Raw genomic sequence first — 16,613 nt, 5'->3', positions numbered from 1 at the left:
TCTCTGCCTTCAAACTCCGTACTCACTTCTTGTGTTTCACTATCTTTCTTACCTCTACTTCCCCGCCTCTCGACGGGAGCCGAACTATAGCAAACCTACCCTCCCTTTGGCAAGCGCTTTCCATTCATATTTTATAAATCGTTTGAATTAATAGAATGGCTTACTGATTCTTAAAGTTGGCTGGACGCTTTTCTATAAAAGCTTTCATTCCTTCTTTCTGGTCTTCCGTACCGAAGCTACTATGAAACAAACGGCGCTCATATTGCACACCTTCTGCCAGCGTTGTTTCATAAGCGCGATTGACGGAATCCTTTACCATCATCACGATCGGCAAAGACATTGAGGCGATCACGGTTGCCGCTGCCAATGCCTCTTCCAATAATTTATCCAGCGGTACGATACGAGAGACCAAGCCCGCACGCTCCGCTTCAGCCGCATCCATCATCCGCGCAGTCAAGCACATGTCCATCGCTTTAGATTTGGAAATCGCCCGTGGCAGTCTCTGGGTTCCACCAGCTCCAGGCAAAGTCCCCAACTTAATTTCCGGCTGACCGAATTTAGCATTTTCAGCGGCAATAATAAAATCGCACATCATTGCGAGTTCACAGCCACCGCCCAGGGCATAACCTGCTACGGCTGCAATCACCGGTTTGCGAATTTGACGTATTTGCTCCCAATTGCGCGTAATGTAATCGTTCTTATAAGCATCCATATAAGAGTAATTCGCCATTGCACCGATATCAGCACCCGCAGCGAAAGCTTTCTCACTACCAGTGATCACAATACAACCAATGGCCTCGTCTTTATCAAACGCTTTTAAAGCAAAACCTAACTCGTCCATCAATTGGTCATTTAAAGCATTCAGTGCCTTGGGCCGATTTAAAGTAATGACACCGACTTTATCCTTGGTCTCAACGATGATATTTTGGTATTCCATACAATCTCCTGATTTATTTGAGAAAAGTTTGAGAAAAAATTAGTTCACTGACTTAGGTAATAGTAACCAAAGCATGCCGCGCTGCTTCATACGACCGGCAAGTTCACCTGCCTCGCTACCAAAACCCCAAAAAAAATCTGCCCGCACGGCGCCACGAATCGCACCACCAGTATCTTGTGCCATCACCAGCTTCTGAAGAATCCTGCTGCTATTCGGCTGAGTCGTGGATAAGAATACCGGTGCGCCAAGCGGTAAAAATTGCGCATCGATCGCAATAGATCGCTGCGCAATCAAAGGAACACCTAAAGCACCTTTAGGTCCGATACTAGGATCAGCAATTTTTTCCTCTTTGAAAAATACCACGCTCGGATTGGCGTTCAACAATTCATCTTGTCGGGTCGGATTTTTTATTAACCACTCTTTAATCCCTTGGGCTGAAGCCTGTTCTAATTTTAGTTCACCCTTATCGACTAAATAGCGCCCTATCGACTTATAAGGATAGCCATTCTGGTCGGCATAAGCGAGACGAACAGTCTCGTTGTTGTCCTCTAAAACTACTCTACCAGAACCTTGGATTTGCAAAAAGAAAGCATCAATTGCATCGTCAACCCAAACCAGTTCTTTGCCAGCCAAAGCCGGGAGGCTATCCGCACGGGACGCATAAGGCACCACTTTATTCCCGACCAAGCGACCACGCAGACGCATATTTTTAAGCTCTGGATATACGCTAGACAAATCTATCGTCAGCAAGTCCGGCGGAGTACGATATAACGGGGTTTGATAGACGCCGCCACGTTTTCGAGAACCACGCAATAAAGGTTCGTAATACCCCGTCACTAAACCTTCATTCGTACCATCTGGATTAAACACTTGATGCGGCGTGAAAAATGCTTCGAAGAATACCCTTACGGCACCGTTATCTTTTCCATCGACATCTTTAGCGATCGTGCAAGGCTCTTTCCATTCCGGTTTATGGCGTAACGCTGAACAGGAACTTAAAAAAGCTGGCCAGGCTTCGGTCAGATTGTCTTGCTGCCACCCCGGCACATCATTAAAACTGACTGGCTTAAATAAGTCGCTAGGCTTGGTCGCAACAGGCGGGATAACAACGGTAGTAGCGCTACCGGGTGGTGTAGTCACCGCCGGTAGAGGTACTTTTTTGATCGGTGTCGAGTTGCACGCTGCCAGCAATACAGCAACAGCGGTCAGGGGTAGAATGGCGGAAAGTTTGAACATGAGGAAAACAAAATGTGGTTATTAGGATTAGAAGCTTGTCTGGCGATGTGTTTATTAATTTTTATTGTCTGGTGGACAATGTTCCAGGGGCAAAGACCTCATGCACCCCCAACAAAGGTCGAACAAAAAACAGAGCTAGAACCGGAATCAACAACAGTCTCAGAACCAGAATCAAAAAATTAAAGTCAATGTAAAGTGCGCGGCAAAGATAAAACAAATTCAGGAATCGCTACCTCGAACTGATGCGCATCTTCTGCTACGCAAAAATAACTCCCCTTCATGCTGCCCTGTGGCGTCTTTAACTGACTGCCGCTGCTGTATTCAAAACTTTGTCCTGGCTGCAAAAATGGCTGATGGCCAACAACGCCTAGCCCCTTTACCTCTTCAATATAATCATTGGCATCGGTAATAATCCAATGGCGCGCGATCACTTGCGCTGCCACGGTACCAATATTTTTGATCGTCACTTTATAAGCAAAGACAAAACTGTTGTGATCAGGATTCGATTGCTCAGCAACATATTCTGTGACGATGGAAACACTCATTTCGTAAGCGGACATAGTTTTCTTTGAATAATTTTTGATTGGTTGATTTTCAGGCGATCAGCTTACACGTTCTCATCAGTTTTCATCCGGCTGGCCTAATAAACCTGACGCAAGTTCGCATCTTACAAAATCGCGAGAGCCATCAGAGTAAAATAGCGCATCCCAACTGCATACTTATTGATGACACTCACGCCATGACTATTTATCGTATCGCTCCCAGCATCCTCTCCGCCGATTTTGCCCGTTTGGGTGAAGAAGTCCGCAATGTTGTCGCCGCTGGCGCCGACATGATTCATTTTGACGTTATGGACAATCATTATGTGCCAAATCTCACGATAGGACCTTTAATCTGCGAAGCGATTCGCCCTCATGTGCAAGTCCCGATTGATGTGCACCTGATGGTAAAACCCGTTGACCGCATTATTCCTGATTTTGCCAAAGCGGGTGCAAATCTGATCAGCTTTCATCCCGAAGGTTCAGAACATATCGACCGCAGCCTGCAATTAATCCGTGATTGTGGCTGCAAAGCAGGTTTGGTGTTTAATCCCGCCACACCCTTGCAAGTCTTAGAAAATGTCATGGACAAGCTGGATCTGATTTTGTTGATGTCCGTCAACCCCGGCTTTGGCGGCCAGTCTTTTATTCCACACACATTGAAAAAGATCGCTGCCGTCAGAAGGCTGATTGATGAATCGGGCCGCAATATTTTGTTGCAAGTAGATGGCGGCGTCAAAATCGACAATATCGCTGAAATAGCCAGGGCGGGCGCCGACACCTTCGTTGCGGGCTCTGCAATTTTCGGCAAACCCGATTACACCGCAGTCATCAATGCCATGCGCGCTGAATTGGCGACAGTGTAAATATTTATAAAACATAGTGTCCAATCATTCTGCGGCTCCCAGACCAATATCGGGCTGAAAGCCGCAGAGTGATTGGACGTCTCATTTCGCTATTTTATGCTGAAAAATATCAAAGCCGTCATCATTGATCTTGATGGCACCATGATCGATACCGCGCCAGATTTTCTGGTTGCGATTAACCGGATGCGCGCCGAACTATCACTATCGCCCTTAGACATCACCACCATTACTAATTTTGTCGGAAAAGGATCGGAGAATCTGATCCATAGAGTACTGGCGGTGGGCTTTGATCAAGAGCAAATCGCCACTCATTTTGAAGCAGCAATGGCTGCTTATCAGCGCCATTATCTTGCCATTAACGGCGACTACAGCAAGCTCTATCCCAACGTAATTGAAGGATTAGCAGCCATGCGCAGCCTTGGATTACGCATGGCTTGCGTCACTAATAAACCCGTCAACTTCACCACGCCGCTGCTATTAAAGAAAGGTTTAGCCAGCTATTTTGAGATCGTCTATGGCGGCGACTCTTTCCCGCGCAAAAAACCCGATCCGATGGCGCTGCTAAAAGTGTGTGCTGATTTTGATTTACCTCCTGCGCAAGTTCTGGCTATTGGTGACTCTTCTAACGACGCCCAAGCCGCACGTGCAGCGGGTTGCCCGGTGTTGCATGTACCCTACGGCTACAACCATGGCGAAGCTATACAAAATATTGACACTGATGGTATAGTCCAAAACTTATTGGAAGCGGCCACATTAATTTCCACATAAGATTCGATAAAGATTCACCCGAATTCACCTAACGTTCAACCACCTAAGAATGTTTCTTACTATAAAACGTTTCGCAATCACACTAGGCTCTTTTGAGGCCTGGCTATGGCGACGCTGGCAATCTACCTGATTCCGCGCAGGCGTCTGCTCGCCATATCCTTGAGCATGTGCCTGAAACCGTTTTTCCCATCCAGTCTTATCCGCCTTCATCCTCGAATTGCATAGAGGCGGCTGAAAGCACATCATGACCGAACTCGAATTTAAATCGCTGGCCGCGCAAGGCTACAACCGTATTCCTATGATCGCGGAAGCGTTCGCCGATCTGGAAACGCCTTTAACTCTCTATCTGAAACTGGCACAAACCCAGAACACAGGCAAGAATACCTTCCTGCTGGAATCGGTGATGGGAGGTGAGCGCTTTGGCCGCTACTCCTTCATCGGTCTGCCGGCCAACACCTTGATACGTAGCTACGGCAACCGCAGCGAAGTCGTCAAAGACGGTAAAGTGATCGAAACCGTAGAGGGAAATCCGCTCGAATTCATCGCCGAATTCCAATCGCGCTTTAAGGTGGCACTGCGTCCAGGATTGCCTCGCTTCTGTGGAGGACTAGCGGGCTATTTTGGCTACGATGCGGTGCGCTATGTCGAAAAACGACTGGAACACAGCGCCCCAAAAGATGATCTCGGCTTGCCTGATATTCAATTGCTGGTGACAGAAGAACTCGCCGTGATCGACAATCTGTCTGGCAAATTGTATTTAATCGTCTATGCCGATCCGACTCAGCCCGAAGCCTGGTCGAAAGCCCGACAACGTCTGCGCGATTTACGCGCCATGTTGCGCCGTAGTGTTGATGCTCCCGTCACATCCGCATCAGTCCGAACAGAATCGATTCGTGATTTCGCCAAAGCTGATTATCTGCAAGCCGTCGAAAAAGCCAAAGAATACGTCATGGCTGGCGATCTGATGCAAGTACAAATCGGCCAGCGTATACGTAAGCCTTATGTCGATTCGCCGCTGTCACTGTATCGCGCATTACGCTCGCTGAATCCATCGCCGTACATGTATTTCTACAATTTTGGCGATATGCAAATCATCGGTGCGTCACCAGAAATCTTGGTGCGTAACGAACAACTCAGTGACGGCAATAAAAAAGTCACCATACGCCCGTTGGCAGGTACACGACCACGCGGCAGTACGCCAGAACTCGACGCACAACTCGCCAAAGAATTACTAGCAGATCCAAAAGAAATCGCCGAGCACGTCATGCTGATCGACCTCGCACGCAACGACGTCGGCCGTATCGCGAAAACTGGCAGCGTCAAAGTGACTGACCAGATGGTGATCGAAAAATACTCCCACGTACAGCACATCGTCTCCAACGTCGAAGGCATTCTGCAAGATGGCTTATCGAATCTTGATGTGCTAAAAGCGACCTTCCCTGCTGGCACTTTATCCGGCGCGCCCAAGGTCAGAGCCATGGAACTGATCGATCAGCTAGAGCCGACCAAACGCGGCATTTACGGTGGCGCTTGTGGTTACTTATCCTTCGGTGGTGAAATGGATTTGGCCATTGCTATACGTACTGGTGTTTTAAAGGATGGCATGCTGCATGTACAGGCGGCTGCGGGAATCGTCGCCGACTCCGTGCCAGAAATGGAATGGCAAGAAACCGAAAACAAAGCACGCGCTGTTTTACGCGCGGCAGAACAAGTGCAAGATGGCCTAGATGGAGAGATATAAATGTTACTCATGATCGACAACTACGATTCCTTCACCTACAACCTGGTGCAATATTTTGCTGAGTTGGGCGAAGAGATCCGCACCTATCGCAATGATGAAATCACGCTAGATGAAATCGCCGCGATGAAACCCGATCGCGTCTGTATTTCTCCCGGCCCTTGCACACCGCATGAGGCTGGTATCTCGGTGCCTTTGATCGAACGTTTTTCCGGGCAACTTCCGATTCTTGGCGTGTGCCTTGGGCATCAAAGTATCGGCGCCGCCTTCGGTGGCAAGATCATTCGCGCTAAACAGGTGATGCATGGAAAAACGTCGCCGATTGCGCACACTGGTGTCGGTGTGTTCAGCGATTTGCCTAGCCCGTACATCATCACGCGCTACCACTCACTGGCGATTGAACGCTCAAGCTTACCCGCCTGCCTGGAAGTCACCGCTTGGACAGAGGACGGCGAGATCATGGGCGTGCGACATAAGGAATTTGATTTGCAGGGTGTGCAATTCCATCCTGAATCAATTCTGTCTGAACATGGTCACGCGCTGTTAAAAAACTTTTTGATCGGAAAATAAGATGACCATCTCCCAACAAGAAGCGTTGACGCGATTGATCGAACACCGTGAAATTTTTCACGACGAAATGCTATATCTGTTCCGCAAAATCATGGGCGGCGAAATGTCTCCTGTGATGATCACCGCACTGACCATGGGTCTGCGGGTGAAGAAAGAAAGCATAGGAGAAATCACCGCAGCGGCGCAGGTCATGCGCGAGTTCTCCACCAAAGTCCCGCTGGCAAACACTACAAATATGATCGACATTGTCGGCACCGGTGGCGACGGTGCTCATACGTTTAATATTTCTACCGCATCGATGTTTGTGACTGCTGCGGCAGGCGCGCGTGTCGCCAAGCATGGTGGTCGCAGCGTATCGTCATCCTCCGGTAGTGCAGACGTATTGGAATCGCTGGGTGTGAATATCAATTTGCAGCCAGAACAAATTGCTCAATCCATCGCGCAAACTGGTATCGGCTTTATGTTCGCACCGAATCATCACGCTGCGATGAAACACGCTGCGCCGGTGCGCAAAGAACTTGGCGTGCGGACGATTTTTAATATCCTCGGACCGCTGACCAATCCAGCTGGCGCACCTAATATTTTGATGGGCGTATTCCATCCCGATCTGGTCGGTATTCAAGTCCGCGTATTACAACGCCTCGGTGCACAACATGCGCTGGTGGTGTGGGGACGCGACAATATGGATGAAGTTTCGCTCGGCGCCCCCACTATGGTTGGCGAACTGGTGAATGGCGAAGTCCGCGAATACGATATTCATCCAGAAGATTTTGGTCTGAACATGGTCTCCAATCGTCAGCTCAGAGTATCTGGTGCGGAAGAATCTAAAGCTAAAATTATGGAAGTCATGCATAACGTACCTGGGGCTGCGACTGATATCGTGAGTCTGAATGCCGGTGCCGCACTGTACGGCGCGGGCATCGCCGACTCCATCGCCGATGGCGTCAAAAAAGCACAGGCAGCTATCGCCTCCGGCGCCGCCCTCGCCAAGCTGGAGCAATTGGTGCAGGTCACACAGCGACTAGGTAAAGGGACGTAATCGTGTCAGATATTCTGAATAAAATTCTGGCGGTCAAAGTCGATGAAGTCGCTGCTGCTAAAAAATACCAATCGTATGCTAGCCTGCGTAACGAAGTCGAAAGCGATACCGAAGCACGTGCAACGATACGCGGATTTGAAGCCAGTTTGCGGAATAAAATCAGCGCTGGTCAGGCAGGTGTAATTGCTGAAATAAAAAAAGCTTCACCGTCCAAAGGCATACTTCGCGCCGACTTTAAACCTGCTGATATCGCGCTCAGTTACGCAGACCACGGTGCAGCTTGCTTGTCTGTGTTGACTGATGAGCAGTTCTTCCAGGGGGCACCCGATTATTTAAAACAAGCGCGGGCGGCTTGCAGCATTCCCGCTCTGCGCAAAGACTTCCTGATTGATCCTTATCAGGTCTATCAAGCTCGCAGTTGGGGCGCGGACTGTATTCTATTGATTGTATCGGCACTCGATCACGGCCTGATGGCAGAACTCGAAGCCTGCGCGCATGAGCTAGGCATGGATGTACTGGTAGAAGTGCATGACGGTGAAGAACTCGACGCCGCATTAAAACTGAATACTAATTTATTAGGCATCAACAACCGTAACTTGCGCACCTTTGATGTGACGCTGGATACGACGATCGGTTTATTGCCACGCATTTCGTCAGACAAATTAGTCATCACCGAATCGGGCATCATGGGCAGCGCCGACGTCAAACGCATGCGTGATGCCAACGTCCACGGCTTCCTGGTTGGAGAGGCATTTATGCGGGCAGAAAATCCGGGACTGGAATTGCAGAAGTTGTTCTTCTAAATTATGTAATTTGATTGTCCAATGATAATGCGGCTTCTGGCGTATTTTTGGCCTGCGAGGCGCAGAGTCATTGGACGATTAATTTTGAGAACTTCTGTGAATTTTAAAAAACTCTCGCGCTCCAGCAAAGCCTGATTTCAAATCACCGCGATCACCAACATAGCAAGTCAATAAAAAAGGCAGAGCTCATCAACGAGTTCTGCCTTTTGTTTACCGCTAATTTAAAAAATATTACTTCGCTGCAGCATCCTTCGCCACTTTAGCAAAATCACCTGCACTGATCACTGATAAATTGACCGTTTTCAGGTTCTGGCGCAAAGCATCGTTGACTTTAGCTAACGACAACGCTGCAACTTTAGCCTCTAAGTCTTTATCGTAAATCATTGTGCGACCGATATTGAGGTCACTTGCCAGACGACGCGCCAGTTGTAAATCTTGCGTGCGCACTACTTCTGCAGATTGCTTCCAGCCTTTTTTGGCTTCGGCTAACTCATCTTCAGTAAATCCATCCGTCAGCGCTTTTTGCACTTCTTCACGCAATGCAGCTTCTACTTTGGCGGTGTTTTGCGGCGCGCTGATGGCGTAAGCCAACCAGAGTCCGGCGGGTTCGCGTGCTGGTACGTTGAGTTGTGAGCCTACGCCGTAAGATAAGCCTTCTTTTTGACGGATACGGTCGGCCAGACGACTATGCAGTGCGCCACCGCCCAAGATGTGGTTAGCCATTAACAAGGCTGGGTAACTTTCTGAGTCATCTTTGATTGGCAAAGGCTGAATAGCGATCAAAAAACTATTCGCTTTGTCTGGGGTTTCCAACGAGACTTTGGCACCAGCGACCGGTTTGACAGACGCAGGAATACGCACATAGTTTTGAGTCGATTTCCAGTTATCAAACAGGCTGGTCAATTGCGTTTTTAATGCTGTCGCATCAAAATCACCGACGGCAGAAACAGTCGCATTATTCGCACCATAAAACGCTGTGTGGAAGGCTTTGATCTCTTCCAATTTGACTGCTTTGGTATCGGCCAATTGTGTCTGCAAGCTACCGACATGGCGTACATGGCCTGCAGGCGTCGCGTCGATCAGGCGAGACATACTATTGAATGCCAATGCTTGTGGCTCTGGAATACTTTGCTCTACACGATTGATTGCTTCCAGTTGCTTCTCTTGGAATTCTTTGGCAGGGAAGGCAGATTTTTTCAACACCTCTGCTAGCAAATCAAGCGCCGCTGGCAAGTTATCACGTGTGGTGGTGGCTGTCGCCGTGACACGCTCAGCAGTACCACCAATATTGACCTGCGCTTTGAGTTTATCGAAGGCGTCTTTGATCTGCTCACGTGACATACGATCTGTGCCGCTCATCAGCATGCTGGCAGTGAATACACCTGCCTGTGTTTTACCTTTGAGGCTTTCATCCGCGCCGAGATTCAATTGCATCACGACGCTGACGGTAGCACCCTTAGTTTTTTTGGACAGCAAAGCTGCCTTCAAGCCGCCAGGTAACGTAAAGCGTTGGGTACGTGCCTCGATATTGGCAGGACTAGGATCAAAGCTCTCGCCCTGCGCGACAACTGCACGACCGGTGTAGTCTTTGACCATCGCCATCACATCCGTTTTAGCCGGCACGTCAGTGCGATCAACGGTGTCTGTTGGGATAAAGCGACCCAAAGTACGGTTGGTTGATTTCAGATATTTAATAGCGGCCGCCTGGACTGTTGCGGCATCCATTTTTTCCATCTGATCACGTTGCAAAAAGAACAGGCGCCAATCACCGGCAGCCATTGATTCTGTCAAGGCGACTGTCAGGCGCGCTGTGTCTGCCGTCGCCAATTCAATACTCTTGTCTATCTGTTGCTTGGCGCGGGTGACCTCGGCATCGGTAATTGGTTGCGACTTCAGGTCTTCCAATACTTTTAACATCGCGTCTTGAGTCTGATCCAGATTGCCATCTTTCGCTACAACGGCACCGAAGATGCGGAAGCCTGGTTCAAGATTGCTGACGCCTTCGTACTCCAGACGAGTTGCCAATTTGGTTTCTATCAAGGCTTTATACAAACGTCCGCTTGGCGCATCGATCAGAATACGTCCCAGAATATTCAGCGCGACTGCATCTGGATGACCCGACGGTGCAACATGATAACCAGCGCCGATAAACTGCGTGCCACCGCTGCGACGTACTGTCACAGCGCGTTCGCCATCCTGTGTCGGCTCTGCTGTGTAAGTTGGTTGTAAGATACGATTTGGTTTTGGAATACGGCCAAACAAATCATTGATTTGCTTCAAGACTTTGGCTTCATCAAAACGGCCTGCCACCATCAGTACCGCATTGTCTGGCTGATAGTAATTTTTGTAAAAAGCGCGCAGGCGAGGAATGTTGACTTGCTCAATATCTGAACGCGCACCGATGGTCGATTTGCCGTAATTATGCCAATCATAGGCAACTGCCTGAATACGTTCAGTCGTGACACCGATCGGGTCACTTTCGCCCATTTCAAACTCGTTACGTACGACCGTCATTTCGCCTTTATTGGTCTTGGGATTCCACAGATCATTTTGGTCGATCGCCGCGTTGACCATACGGTCCGCTTCTAACGCTAACATCTGACGCAAGTTGTCGTCGTTAGCGGGGAAAGTAGCGTAGTAATTAGTACGGTCATACCAGGTGGTGCCGTTAAATTGTGCGCCTGTGGAATTCAAAATTTCGACCGGTGTTCTCGTCCCTTTTTTAATACCAAAATTAGCGCTTGGCTTAAACATCAGGTGCTCAAGCAAATGAGCCATACCGGTTTCGCCATAGTTTTCATGACGTGAGCCAACCATATAAATAATATTAGTGGTCAATGTCGGTTTGCTGGCATCCGGGAATAACAAGACGCGCATGCCGTTGGCAAGGCGGTATTCAGTAATACCTTCGACCGAAGTTACTTTAACGGCGGCAGCGCGACTAACTTTGGGTTGTGGCGCACTATCTTCTGGTGTAGCGCAATAAGCGAGGCCTGGAGACAAAATACCGGCGCTGAGCATGAGTGCAGTAATCAATTTCACGAAAAATTTTCCTTTAAAAGAACCGAAGATGCAAAATAAGCCATAACGTAAGCTTTTGCAATCATGATTTAAGAATTGTCGAATACTGCTGTCTAATAATGCAATTCAATCAGCGTTTCTAAAAATCCCAAAACCACTGTCCAATATAAATGCGCCTTCCCAGCACTTTTTGGCCTGGGAGGCGCATTTATATTGGATAAGCTATTTCTGGGAACTTCTGATTTTTTAAGATCAGTGTAATTTAATCCGAGGATTGCGCACCCTATCAATTGTTTCCGCCCAGGTGGATAGCCATGTATGAAACAAGCCATTGACAGCAACTTGGTGGTTCTTATGCAGTGACCAATACATCCATTTGGCGAGAGTACCTTCAATGAAGACCGAGCCATTTGCCAGTGCGCCCATTAAACTGCCGACAGTGGTGTAGTTACCTAATGAGACCAGAGAACCATAATCTTTGTAGGTAAACTCTTTTAGCGATTTTCCCTGCAACATCCGGCTTAGAGAATCTGCCAGCAGACTTGCTTGCTGATGCGCAGATTGGGCGCGGGGCGGGACCGTCGGCAAACCCTCGCCTTGCGGGCAGGCGCAACAATCACCCAGCGCAAAAATCGATGTATCACGTGTGGTTTGCAAAGTCCGGTGAACGACTAACTGATTGATGCGGTTGCTTTCCAGACCGTCCAGATCTTTTAAAAATTCTGGCGCTTTAATGCCAGCTGCCCAAACAACAATACCACTAGGGATAAATTTTCCGCTGGACATGCTGACACCTTCTTTGGTGACTTCTACCACACGTTCGTTGGTATGCACTTCTACTGCGATACTGCGTAATTCGCGGGCAACTGCGTCGGATAAGCGCTCTGGCAGCATCTGTAACAAACGCGGAGCCGCATCCACGATGACGATTTTTAAATCTTTTTCCGGATGAAAATTAACCAGTCCGTAACTAGATAAAATCTTAGTCGTCATGTGCAGTTCGGCAGCCAGTTCCACCCCCGTGGCACCGCCACCGATGATCGTTACAGTGAAGCGCCCTTCACCGGATTGCCGCGCTTGTGTTTGCGCACGTAAGCAGCAATTGACTAGCTTTTGGTGGAAGCGTTCTGCAGCGGGAAGCGAGTCCAGCATGATGCTATTGTCACGCGCACCCGGCGTACCAAAATCATTGGTCTGGCTACCTAACGCAATCACCAGACTATCGTAAGCAATCGCCTGACGCGGCAGCAATTCACTACCATCTTCATCACAGGTCGCGGAGAGATAAATTTCTTTCTTCTCTCTGCTCAGACCATCCATACGCCCTAAGCGAAACTCAAAATGATTCGAGCGCGCCAGTGCGAAATACTCGCGCTCGTCCGCATGACTGTCCAAAGTGCCTGCAGCGACTTGATGCAATAGAGGCTTCCATAAATGGGTGCGGCTGGCATCAATCAAAGTGATGATTGCTTTCTTTTTTTTACCTAATTTTTTACCGAGCCTGACCGCCAACTCTAAACCACCTGCACCGCCGCCGACGATCGTGATTTTATGCAAACCGGCTGCTTGATTTTTTGCTTGATTTTCTGTGTTGCTCTTTCCTTGGATAGTACTCACGGCAGCTCCTTAAAGTTAAAAACATATTTCATCCTTGACTGATTAATACCGACTAGAAATCAGTGATGAAATAGGCTTTAAAAAAAACTTTAGGAGCGATCAATACGCAGGTGAAAATTAGGATCAGATAAAAATTGATACGCCAAAGTAAGTCAAGGCTGCTATTTATCGACAACTATACACAAAGATAATTACAAATTAGCATCTCTATAATTTTATGCCGTTTAAACAGAATGACGAAGGCCGTTTTTATGAAGTATTCAGAAAACCAAACTATCATTAAGTCAACATAGATAGATAAAAATATTCTGATTTTAGGTCAAGTATTTTGCTAATTATTTAGGCACATTTCAGGTAGAATACTTTTCCTTGGCGATTTGGCTTTTCGCTACTCTCTACCCCCAAATTATCTCTACTATGCAAATCGGACCCCATCAATTGCGGAATAATCTTTTTGTCGCGCCCATGGCTGGCGTGACGGACAGACCGTTTCGCCAGCTCTGCAAAGAACTGGGTGCTGGTTATGCGGTGTCTGAAATGGCGGCGTCTAATCCAAAGTTGTGGGATACCGAGAAGTCTTCGCGCCGCACCAATCACGAAGGTGAGATGGAGCCAAAAGCCGTTCAGATTGCCGGAGCAGATCCGACTATGCTAGCGGAATGTGCCAAGCATAATGTGGACAGAGGTGCGCAGATTATTGATATCAATATGGGTTGCCCAGTCAAAAAAGTCTGTAACGCCTGGTGCGGTTCGGCTCTGCTACAAAATGAAAAACTGGTCGCTACGATTTTAGAAGCGGTTGTCAATGCGGTCGATGTGCCGGTCACGCTGAAGTTTCGTACTGGCTGGGACAGAGCCAATAAAAATGCCTTGAATATCGCACGCATTGCTGAATCTGCAGGGATCGCCATGCTGACGCTGCATGGGCGTACTCGTGCAGACGGCTATAAAGGTGATGCAGAATACGAGACTATCGCCGCCGTCAAAGCAGCGGTCAATATTCCGGTAGTTGCCAACGGCGATATCACGACACCAGAAAAAGCCAAGTATGTTTTACAGGTGACAGGTGCAGACGCGATCATGATAGGCCGCGCCGCACAAGGACGACCGTGGATATTCCGCGAGATCGAACACTTCCTGAAAACCGGCACTTATTTACCCGCCCCGATGGTGTCGGAAGTCAGTCGTTTGATGGATGCACATTTACGCGCTCATTACGCTTTCTATGGTGAGTTTATGGGAGTAAGAACGGCGCGCAAACATATAGGTTGGTACGTACAAGATTTAGTTGGTGGAGAAGATTTTCGTCAAGAGATGAATTTATTGACCTCATGCGAAGACCAGTTAGATGCAGTAAAAATGTTTTTTGATCGTCAGACCAGCGAGCGGTTACAATACCGCCCCTCCGAAGAAAAGTTGGCAGCGTAGTTAATTTTTTCTGTTTTCATCTTCGTCAAAAGCGAAAGAGAAGCAGTAGGAATTTAAGAAAAAACGTATTCAACAAGAATAAGTCAAACAAGCACTGATAGAAAATTAAAAGCATGAGCAAAGATAGCATTCAAGAAGCCGTTCACAAAAATCTGGAAAAATACTTCCGTGATCTGGGCGAACAACCTGCTTCCAATATTTACGATATGGTCGTGTTGGCTGTAGAAAAACCAATGTTAGAAATGGTCATGACCCGAGCGGAAAGCAATCAATCACAAGCAGCAGATATGCTGGGCATCAATCGCAATACTTTACGTAAAAAGTTACAGCAACACGGCTTGCTGTAATAGCCAGCTAGCACCAAAGGCGTGGGCAGATGTTGCAACGCCTGATCTGTTTTTGCTACCGAATTCTTCCACTTCACAAGCTCCTTAGCTCCTTATCATGATCAAACAAGCTCTCATCTCCGTCTCCGACAAGACCGGCATTCTTGAGTTCGCACGTGCGCTGTCCGGCATGGGTGTCAAGTTATTGTCCACCGGTGGTACGGCAAAATTATTGGCTGACAACGGCTTGCCAGTAACTGAGGTTGCTGACTACACCGGTTTCCCTGAAATGCTGGATGGTCGTGTAAAGACTTTACATCCGAAAGTCCATGGCGGAATTCTGGCGCGGCGTGATTTTCCGGAGCATGTAGCAGCATTAGAAAAGCATGGTATTCCGACCATCGATATGGTGGTCGTCAATCTGTACCCGTTCCAGCAAACCGTTGCCAAAGGCGAATGTTCTTTGGAAGACGCGATTGAAAATATCGATATCGGTGGTCCAACGATGTTGCGCTCGTCCGCCAAGAATCATAAAGATGTTGTGGTGATCGTTGATCCTAGCGACTACCAGGTCGTACTAGATGAAATGACCGCAAATCAAAACGTCGTCAGCTATAATACTAAATTCATGTTAGCGAAAAAGGTATTTGCGCATACCGCACAATACGATGGCGCGATCACCAATTATCTGACTAGTCTCGGCGAAGATAAAGCGCATGCGACTCGCAGCAGCTATCCACAAACGCTGAACCTGCATTTTGAAAAAGTACAGGAAATGCGTTACGGCGAAAATCCGCATCAGTCCGCTGCGTTCTACCGCGATCTGATTAGCCTGGATGGGTCACTGGCGAATTACACGCAATTGCAAGGCAAAGAACTGTCGTACAACAATATCGCTGATGCAGATGCCGCTTGGGAATGCGTCAAATCCTTCGCGGAATCCGCTTGCGTGATCGTCAAACATGCAAACCCGTGCGGCGTTGCCTTAGGTGCGACTCCATTTGAAGCCTATAGCAAAGCTTTGCAAACGGACCCGACTTCCGCGTTCGGCGGCATTATCGCCTTCAACCGCGAACTTGACGGTAAGGCGGCTGAGATTGTTGCCAAACAGTTTGTTGAAGTCCTGATCGCACCGTCATTCACCGCCGAAGCAAAGCAAATTTTTGCGGCAAAACAAAACGTGCGTTTGCTGGAAATTTCTTTGGGCAAGGGCATCAATACCTACGACCTGAAACGAGTTGGTGGCGGCCTGCTGGTACAGGCACCTGATTCTAAAAATGTCACGCCAGAAGAATTGCGGGTAGTCTCAAAACTACAACCGACACCACAACAAATGGCAGATATGATGTTTGCATGGCGCGTTGCCAAATTTGTGAAATCAAATGCCATCGTCTTCTGTGGCAATGGCATGACACTCGGCGTTGGTGCTGGTCAGATGAGCCGTATTGATTCTGCGCGTATTGCATCGATCAAAGCACAAAATGCTGGCTTGACGCTGACCGGTTCAGCAGTAGCATCCGACGCGTTTTTCCCGTTCCGCGATGGCCTTGATGTAGTGGTCGATGCGGGTGCCACCTGCGTGATTCATCCAGGCGGCTCTATGCGTGATCGGGAAGTCATTGATGCGGCGGACGAACGCGGTGTTGTCATGATTTACACTGGCATACGTCATTTCCGTCATTAATACGGCATTCATGCATCCCTTCAAAAATCATCCCTTGCACG

The 16,613-nt window shown here is 48.3% G+C and carries 15 protein-coding genes; 10 read left to right on the top strand and 5 right to left on the bottom strand.

Annotation, left to right across the window (positions count from 1 at the left end):
- Positions 1-160: 160 nt before the first annotated feature.
- Together AAKU61_RS14835 and mltA are read right to left on the bottom strand one after the other, a co-directional pair.
- Complete coding sequence (locus tag AAKU61_RS14835) at positions 161-937, bottom strand: enoyl-CoA hydratase (protein WP_354333444.1); 777 nt, start codon at positions 935-937, stop codon at positions 161-163.
- A 39-nt stretch (positions 938-976) separates the two neighbouring features.
- The gene (gene mltA, locus AAKU61_RS14830; protein WP_354333442.1) at positions 977-2,173 is read right to left on the bottom strand and encodes a murein transglycosylase A; all 1,197 of its coding nucleotides are present in this window, start codon (positions 2,171-2,173) and stop codon (positions 977-979) included.
- A 12-nt stretch (positions 2,174-2,185) separates the two neighbouring features.
- On the opposite strand from mltA, the gene AAKU61_RS14825 reads away from it, so the two are divergent.
- Entirely contained in the window at positions 2,186-2,356 is a 171-nt protein-coding gene (locus AAKU61_RS14825) for a hypothetical protein (protein ID WP_354333440.1), read from the top strand.
- A 2-nt stretch (positions 2,357-2,358) separates the two neighbouring features.
- On the opposite strand, the gene apaG is transcribed toward AAKU61_RS14825, so the two are convergent.
- On the bottom strand, positions 2,359-2,733 hold the full coding sequence (gene apaG / locus AAKU61_RS14820) for a Co2+/Mg2+ efflux facilitator ApaG/CorD (protein WP_354333438.1): 375 nt from the start codon (positions 2,731-2,733) through the stop codon (positions 2,359-2,361).
- A gap of 179 nt (positions 2,734-2,912) precedes the next feature.
- On the opposite strand from apaG, the gene rpe reads away from it, so the two are divergent.
- The 6 genes from rpe to trpC all read left to right on the top strand — a co-directional run bounded on the left by rpe (position 2,913) and on the right by trpC (position 8,496).
- Complete coding sequence (rpe, locus tag AAKU61_RS14815) at positions 2,913-3,578, top strand: ribulose-phosphate 3-epimerase (protein ID WP_354333436.1); 666 nt, start codon at positions 2,913-2,915, stop codon at positions 3,576-3,578.
- Between the two features lie 96 nt (positions 3,579-3,674).
- The gene (locus tag AAKU61_RS14810) at positions 3,675-4,346 is read left to right on the top strand and encodes a phosphoglycolate phosphatase (protein WP_354333434.1); all 672 of its coding nucleotides are present in this window, start codon (positions 3,675-3,677) and stop codon (positions 4,344-4,346) included.
- Positions 4,347-4,590: 244 nt separating this feature from the next.
- Positions 4,591-6,087, top strand: coding sequence for an anthranilate synthase component I (gene trpE / locus AAKU61_RS14805; protein ID WP_354333432.1), 1,497 nt, complete (start codon positions 4,591-4,593; stop codon positions 6,085-6,087).
- Positions 6,088-6,654, top strand: coding sequence for an anthranilate synthase component II (locus tag AAKU61_RS14800; RefSeq protein ID WP_354333430.1), 567 nt, complete (start codon positions 6,088-6,090; stop codon positions 6,652-6,654).
- A gap of 1 nt (position 6,655) precedes the next feature.
- On the top strand, positions 6,656-7,693 hold the full coding sequence (trpD, locus tag AAKU61_RS14795) for an anthranilate phosphoribosyltransferase (protein ID WP_354333428.1): 1,038 nt from the start codon (positions 6,656-6,658) through the stop codon (positions 7,691-7,693).
- 2 nt (positions 7,694-7,695) lie between these two features.
- Positions 7,696-8,496, top strand: coding sequence for an indole-3-glycerol phosphate synthase TrpC (gene trpC / locus AAKU61_RS14790; RefSeq protein ID WP_354333426.1), 801 nt, complete (start codon positions 7,696-7,698; stop codon positions 8,494-8,496).
- A 231-nt stretch (positions 8,497-8,727) separates the two neighbouring features.
- On the opposite strand, the gene AAKU61_RS14785 is transcribed toward trpC, so the two are convergent.
- Positions 8,728-11,538, bottom strand: coding sequence for a M16 family metallopeptidase (locus tag AAKU61_RS14785; protein ID WP_354333424.1), 2,811 nt, complete (start codon positions 11,536-11,538; stop codon positions 8,728-8,730).
- A 231-nt stretch (positions 11,539-11,769) separates the two neighbouring features.
- Positions 11,770-13,134 carry an NAD(P)/FAD-dependent oxidoreductase gene (locus AAKU61_RS14780; protein ID WP_354333422.1) on the bottom strand — a complete coding sequence of 455 codons (1,365 nt, stop codon included), beginning with the start codon at positions 13,132-13,134 and terminating at the stop codon, positions 11,770-11,772.
- Between the two features lie 417 nt (positions 13,135-13,551).
- Here AAKU61_RS14780 and dusB point away from each other — a divergent pair, with 417 nt between their 5' ends.
- The 3 genes from dusB (at position 13,552) to purH (ending at position 16,572) form a co-directional block, all read left to right on the top strand.
- Positions 13,552-14,562 (top strand): tRNA dihydrouridine synthase DusB, encoded by a 1,011-nt coding sequence (dusB, locus tag AAKU61_RS14775; RefSeq protein ID WP_354333420.1) that lies wholly within the window; start codon positions 13,552-13,554, stop codon positions 14,560-14,562.
- Between the two features lie 113 nt (positions 14,563-14,675).
- Positions 14,676-14,909, top strand: coding sequence for a helix-turn-helix domain-containing protein (locus AAKU61_RS14770; RefSeq protein WP_322120168.1), 234 nt, complete (start codon positions 14,676-14,678; stop codon positions 14,907-14,909).
- Between the two features lie 97 nt (positions 14,910-15,006).
- Positions 15,007-16,572, top strand: a complete 1,566-nt coding sequence (gene purH / locus AAKU61_RS14765) for a bifunctional phosphoribosylaminoimidazolecarboxamide formyltransferase/IMP cyclohydrolase (protein WP_354333418.1) — start codon at positions 15,007-15,009, stop codon at positions 16,570-16,572.
- Positions 16,573-16,613: the final 41 nt, after the last annotated feature.

It is taken from the genome of Undibacterium sp. GrIS 1.2 (assembly GCF_040544435.1).
In the GTDB taxonomy this organism is placed as follows: domain Bacteria; phylum Pseudomonadota; class Gammaproteobacteria; order Burkholderiales; family Burkholderiaceae_D; genus Undibacterium.
The sequence above is the reverse complement of the archived record's forward strand: the minus strand, read 5'-3'. Positions and strand labels throughout refer to the sequence as shown.

Bases quoted from the DNA above. Each gene is read 5' to 3' on its own strand.
- AAKU61_RS14770 (WP_322120168.1), top strand. From the start codon at position 14,676: ATGAGCAAAGATAGCATTCAAGAAGCCGTTCACAAAAATCTGGAAAAA.
- dusB (WP_354333420.1), top strand. From the start codon at position 13,552: ATGCAAATCGGACCCCATCAATTGCGGAATAATCTTTTTGTCGCGCCC.
- AAKU61_RS14800 (WP_354333430.1), top strand. From the start codon at position 6,088: ATGTTACTCATGATCGACAACTACGATTCCTTCACCTACAACCTGGTG.
- rpe (WP_354333436.1), top strand. From the start codon at position 2,913: ATGACTATTTATCGTATCGCTCCCAGCATCCTCTCCGCCGATTTTGCC.
- purH (WP_354333418.1), top strand. From the start codon at position 15,007: ATGATCAAACAAGCTCTCATCTCCGTCTCCGACAAGACCGGCATTCTT.
- trpD (WP_354333428.1), top strand. From the start codon at position 6,656: ATGACCATCTCCCAACAAGAAGCGTTGACGCGATTGATCGAACACCGT.
- apaG (WP_354333438.1), bottom strand. From the start codon at position 2,733: ATGTCCGCTTACGAAATGAGTGTTTCCATCGTCACAGAATATGTTGCT.
- mltA (WP_354333442.1), bottom strand. From the start codon at position 2,173: ATGTTCAAACTTTCCGCCATTCTACCCCTGACCGCTGTTGCTGTATTG.
- AAKU61_RS14810 (WP_354333434.1), top strand. From the start codon at position 3,675: ATGCTGAAAAATATCAAAGCCGTCATCATTGATCTTGATGGCACCATG.
- AAKU61_RS14825 (WP_354333440.1), top strand. From the start codon at position 2,186: ATGTGGTTATTAGGATTAGAAGCTTGTCTGGCGATGTGTTTATTAATT.
- AAKU61_RS14835 (WP_354333444.1), bottom strand. From the start codon at position 937: ATGGAATACCAAAATATCATCGTTGAGACCAAGGATAAAGTCGGTGTC.
- trpE (WP_354333432.1), top strand. From the start codon at position 4,591: ATGACCGAACTCGAATTTAAATCGCTGGCCGCGCAAGGCTACAACCGT.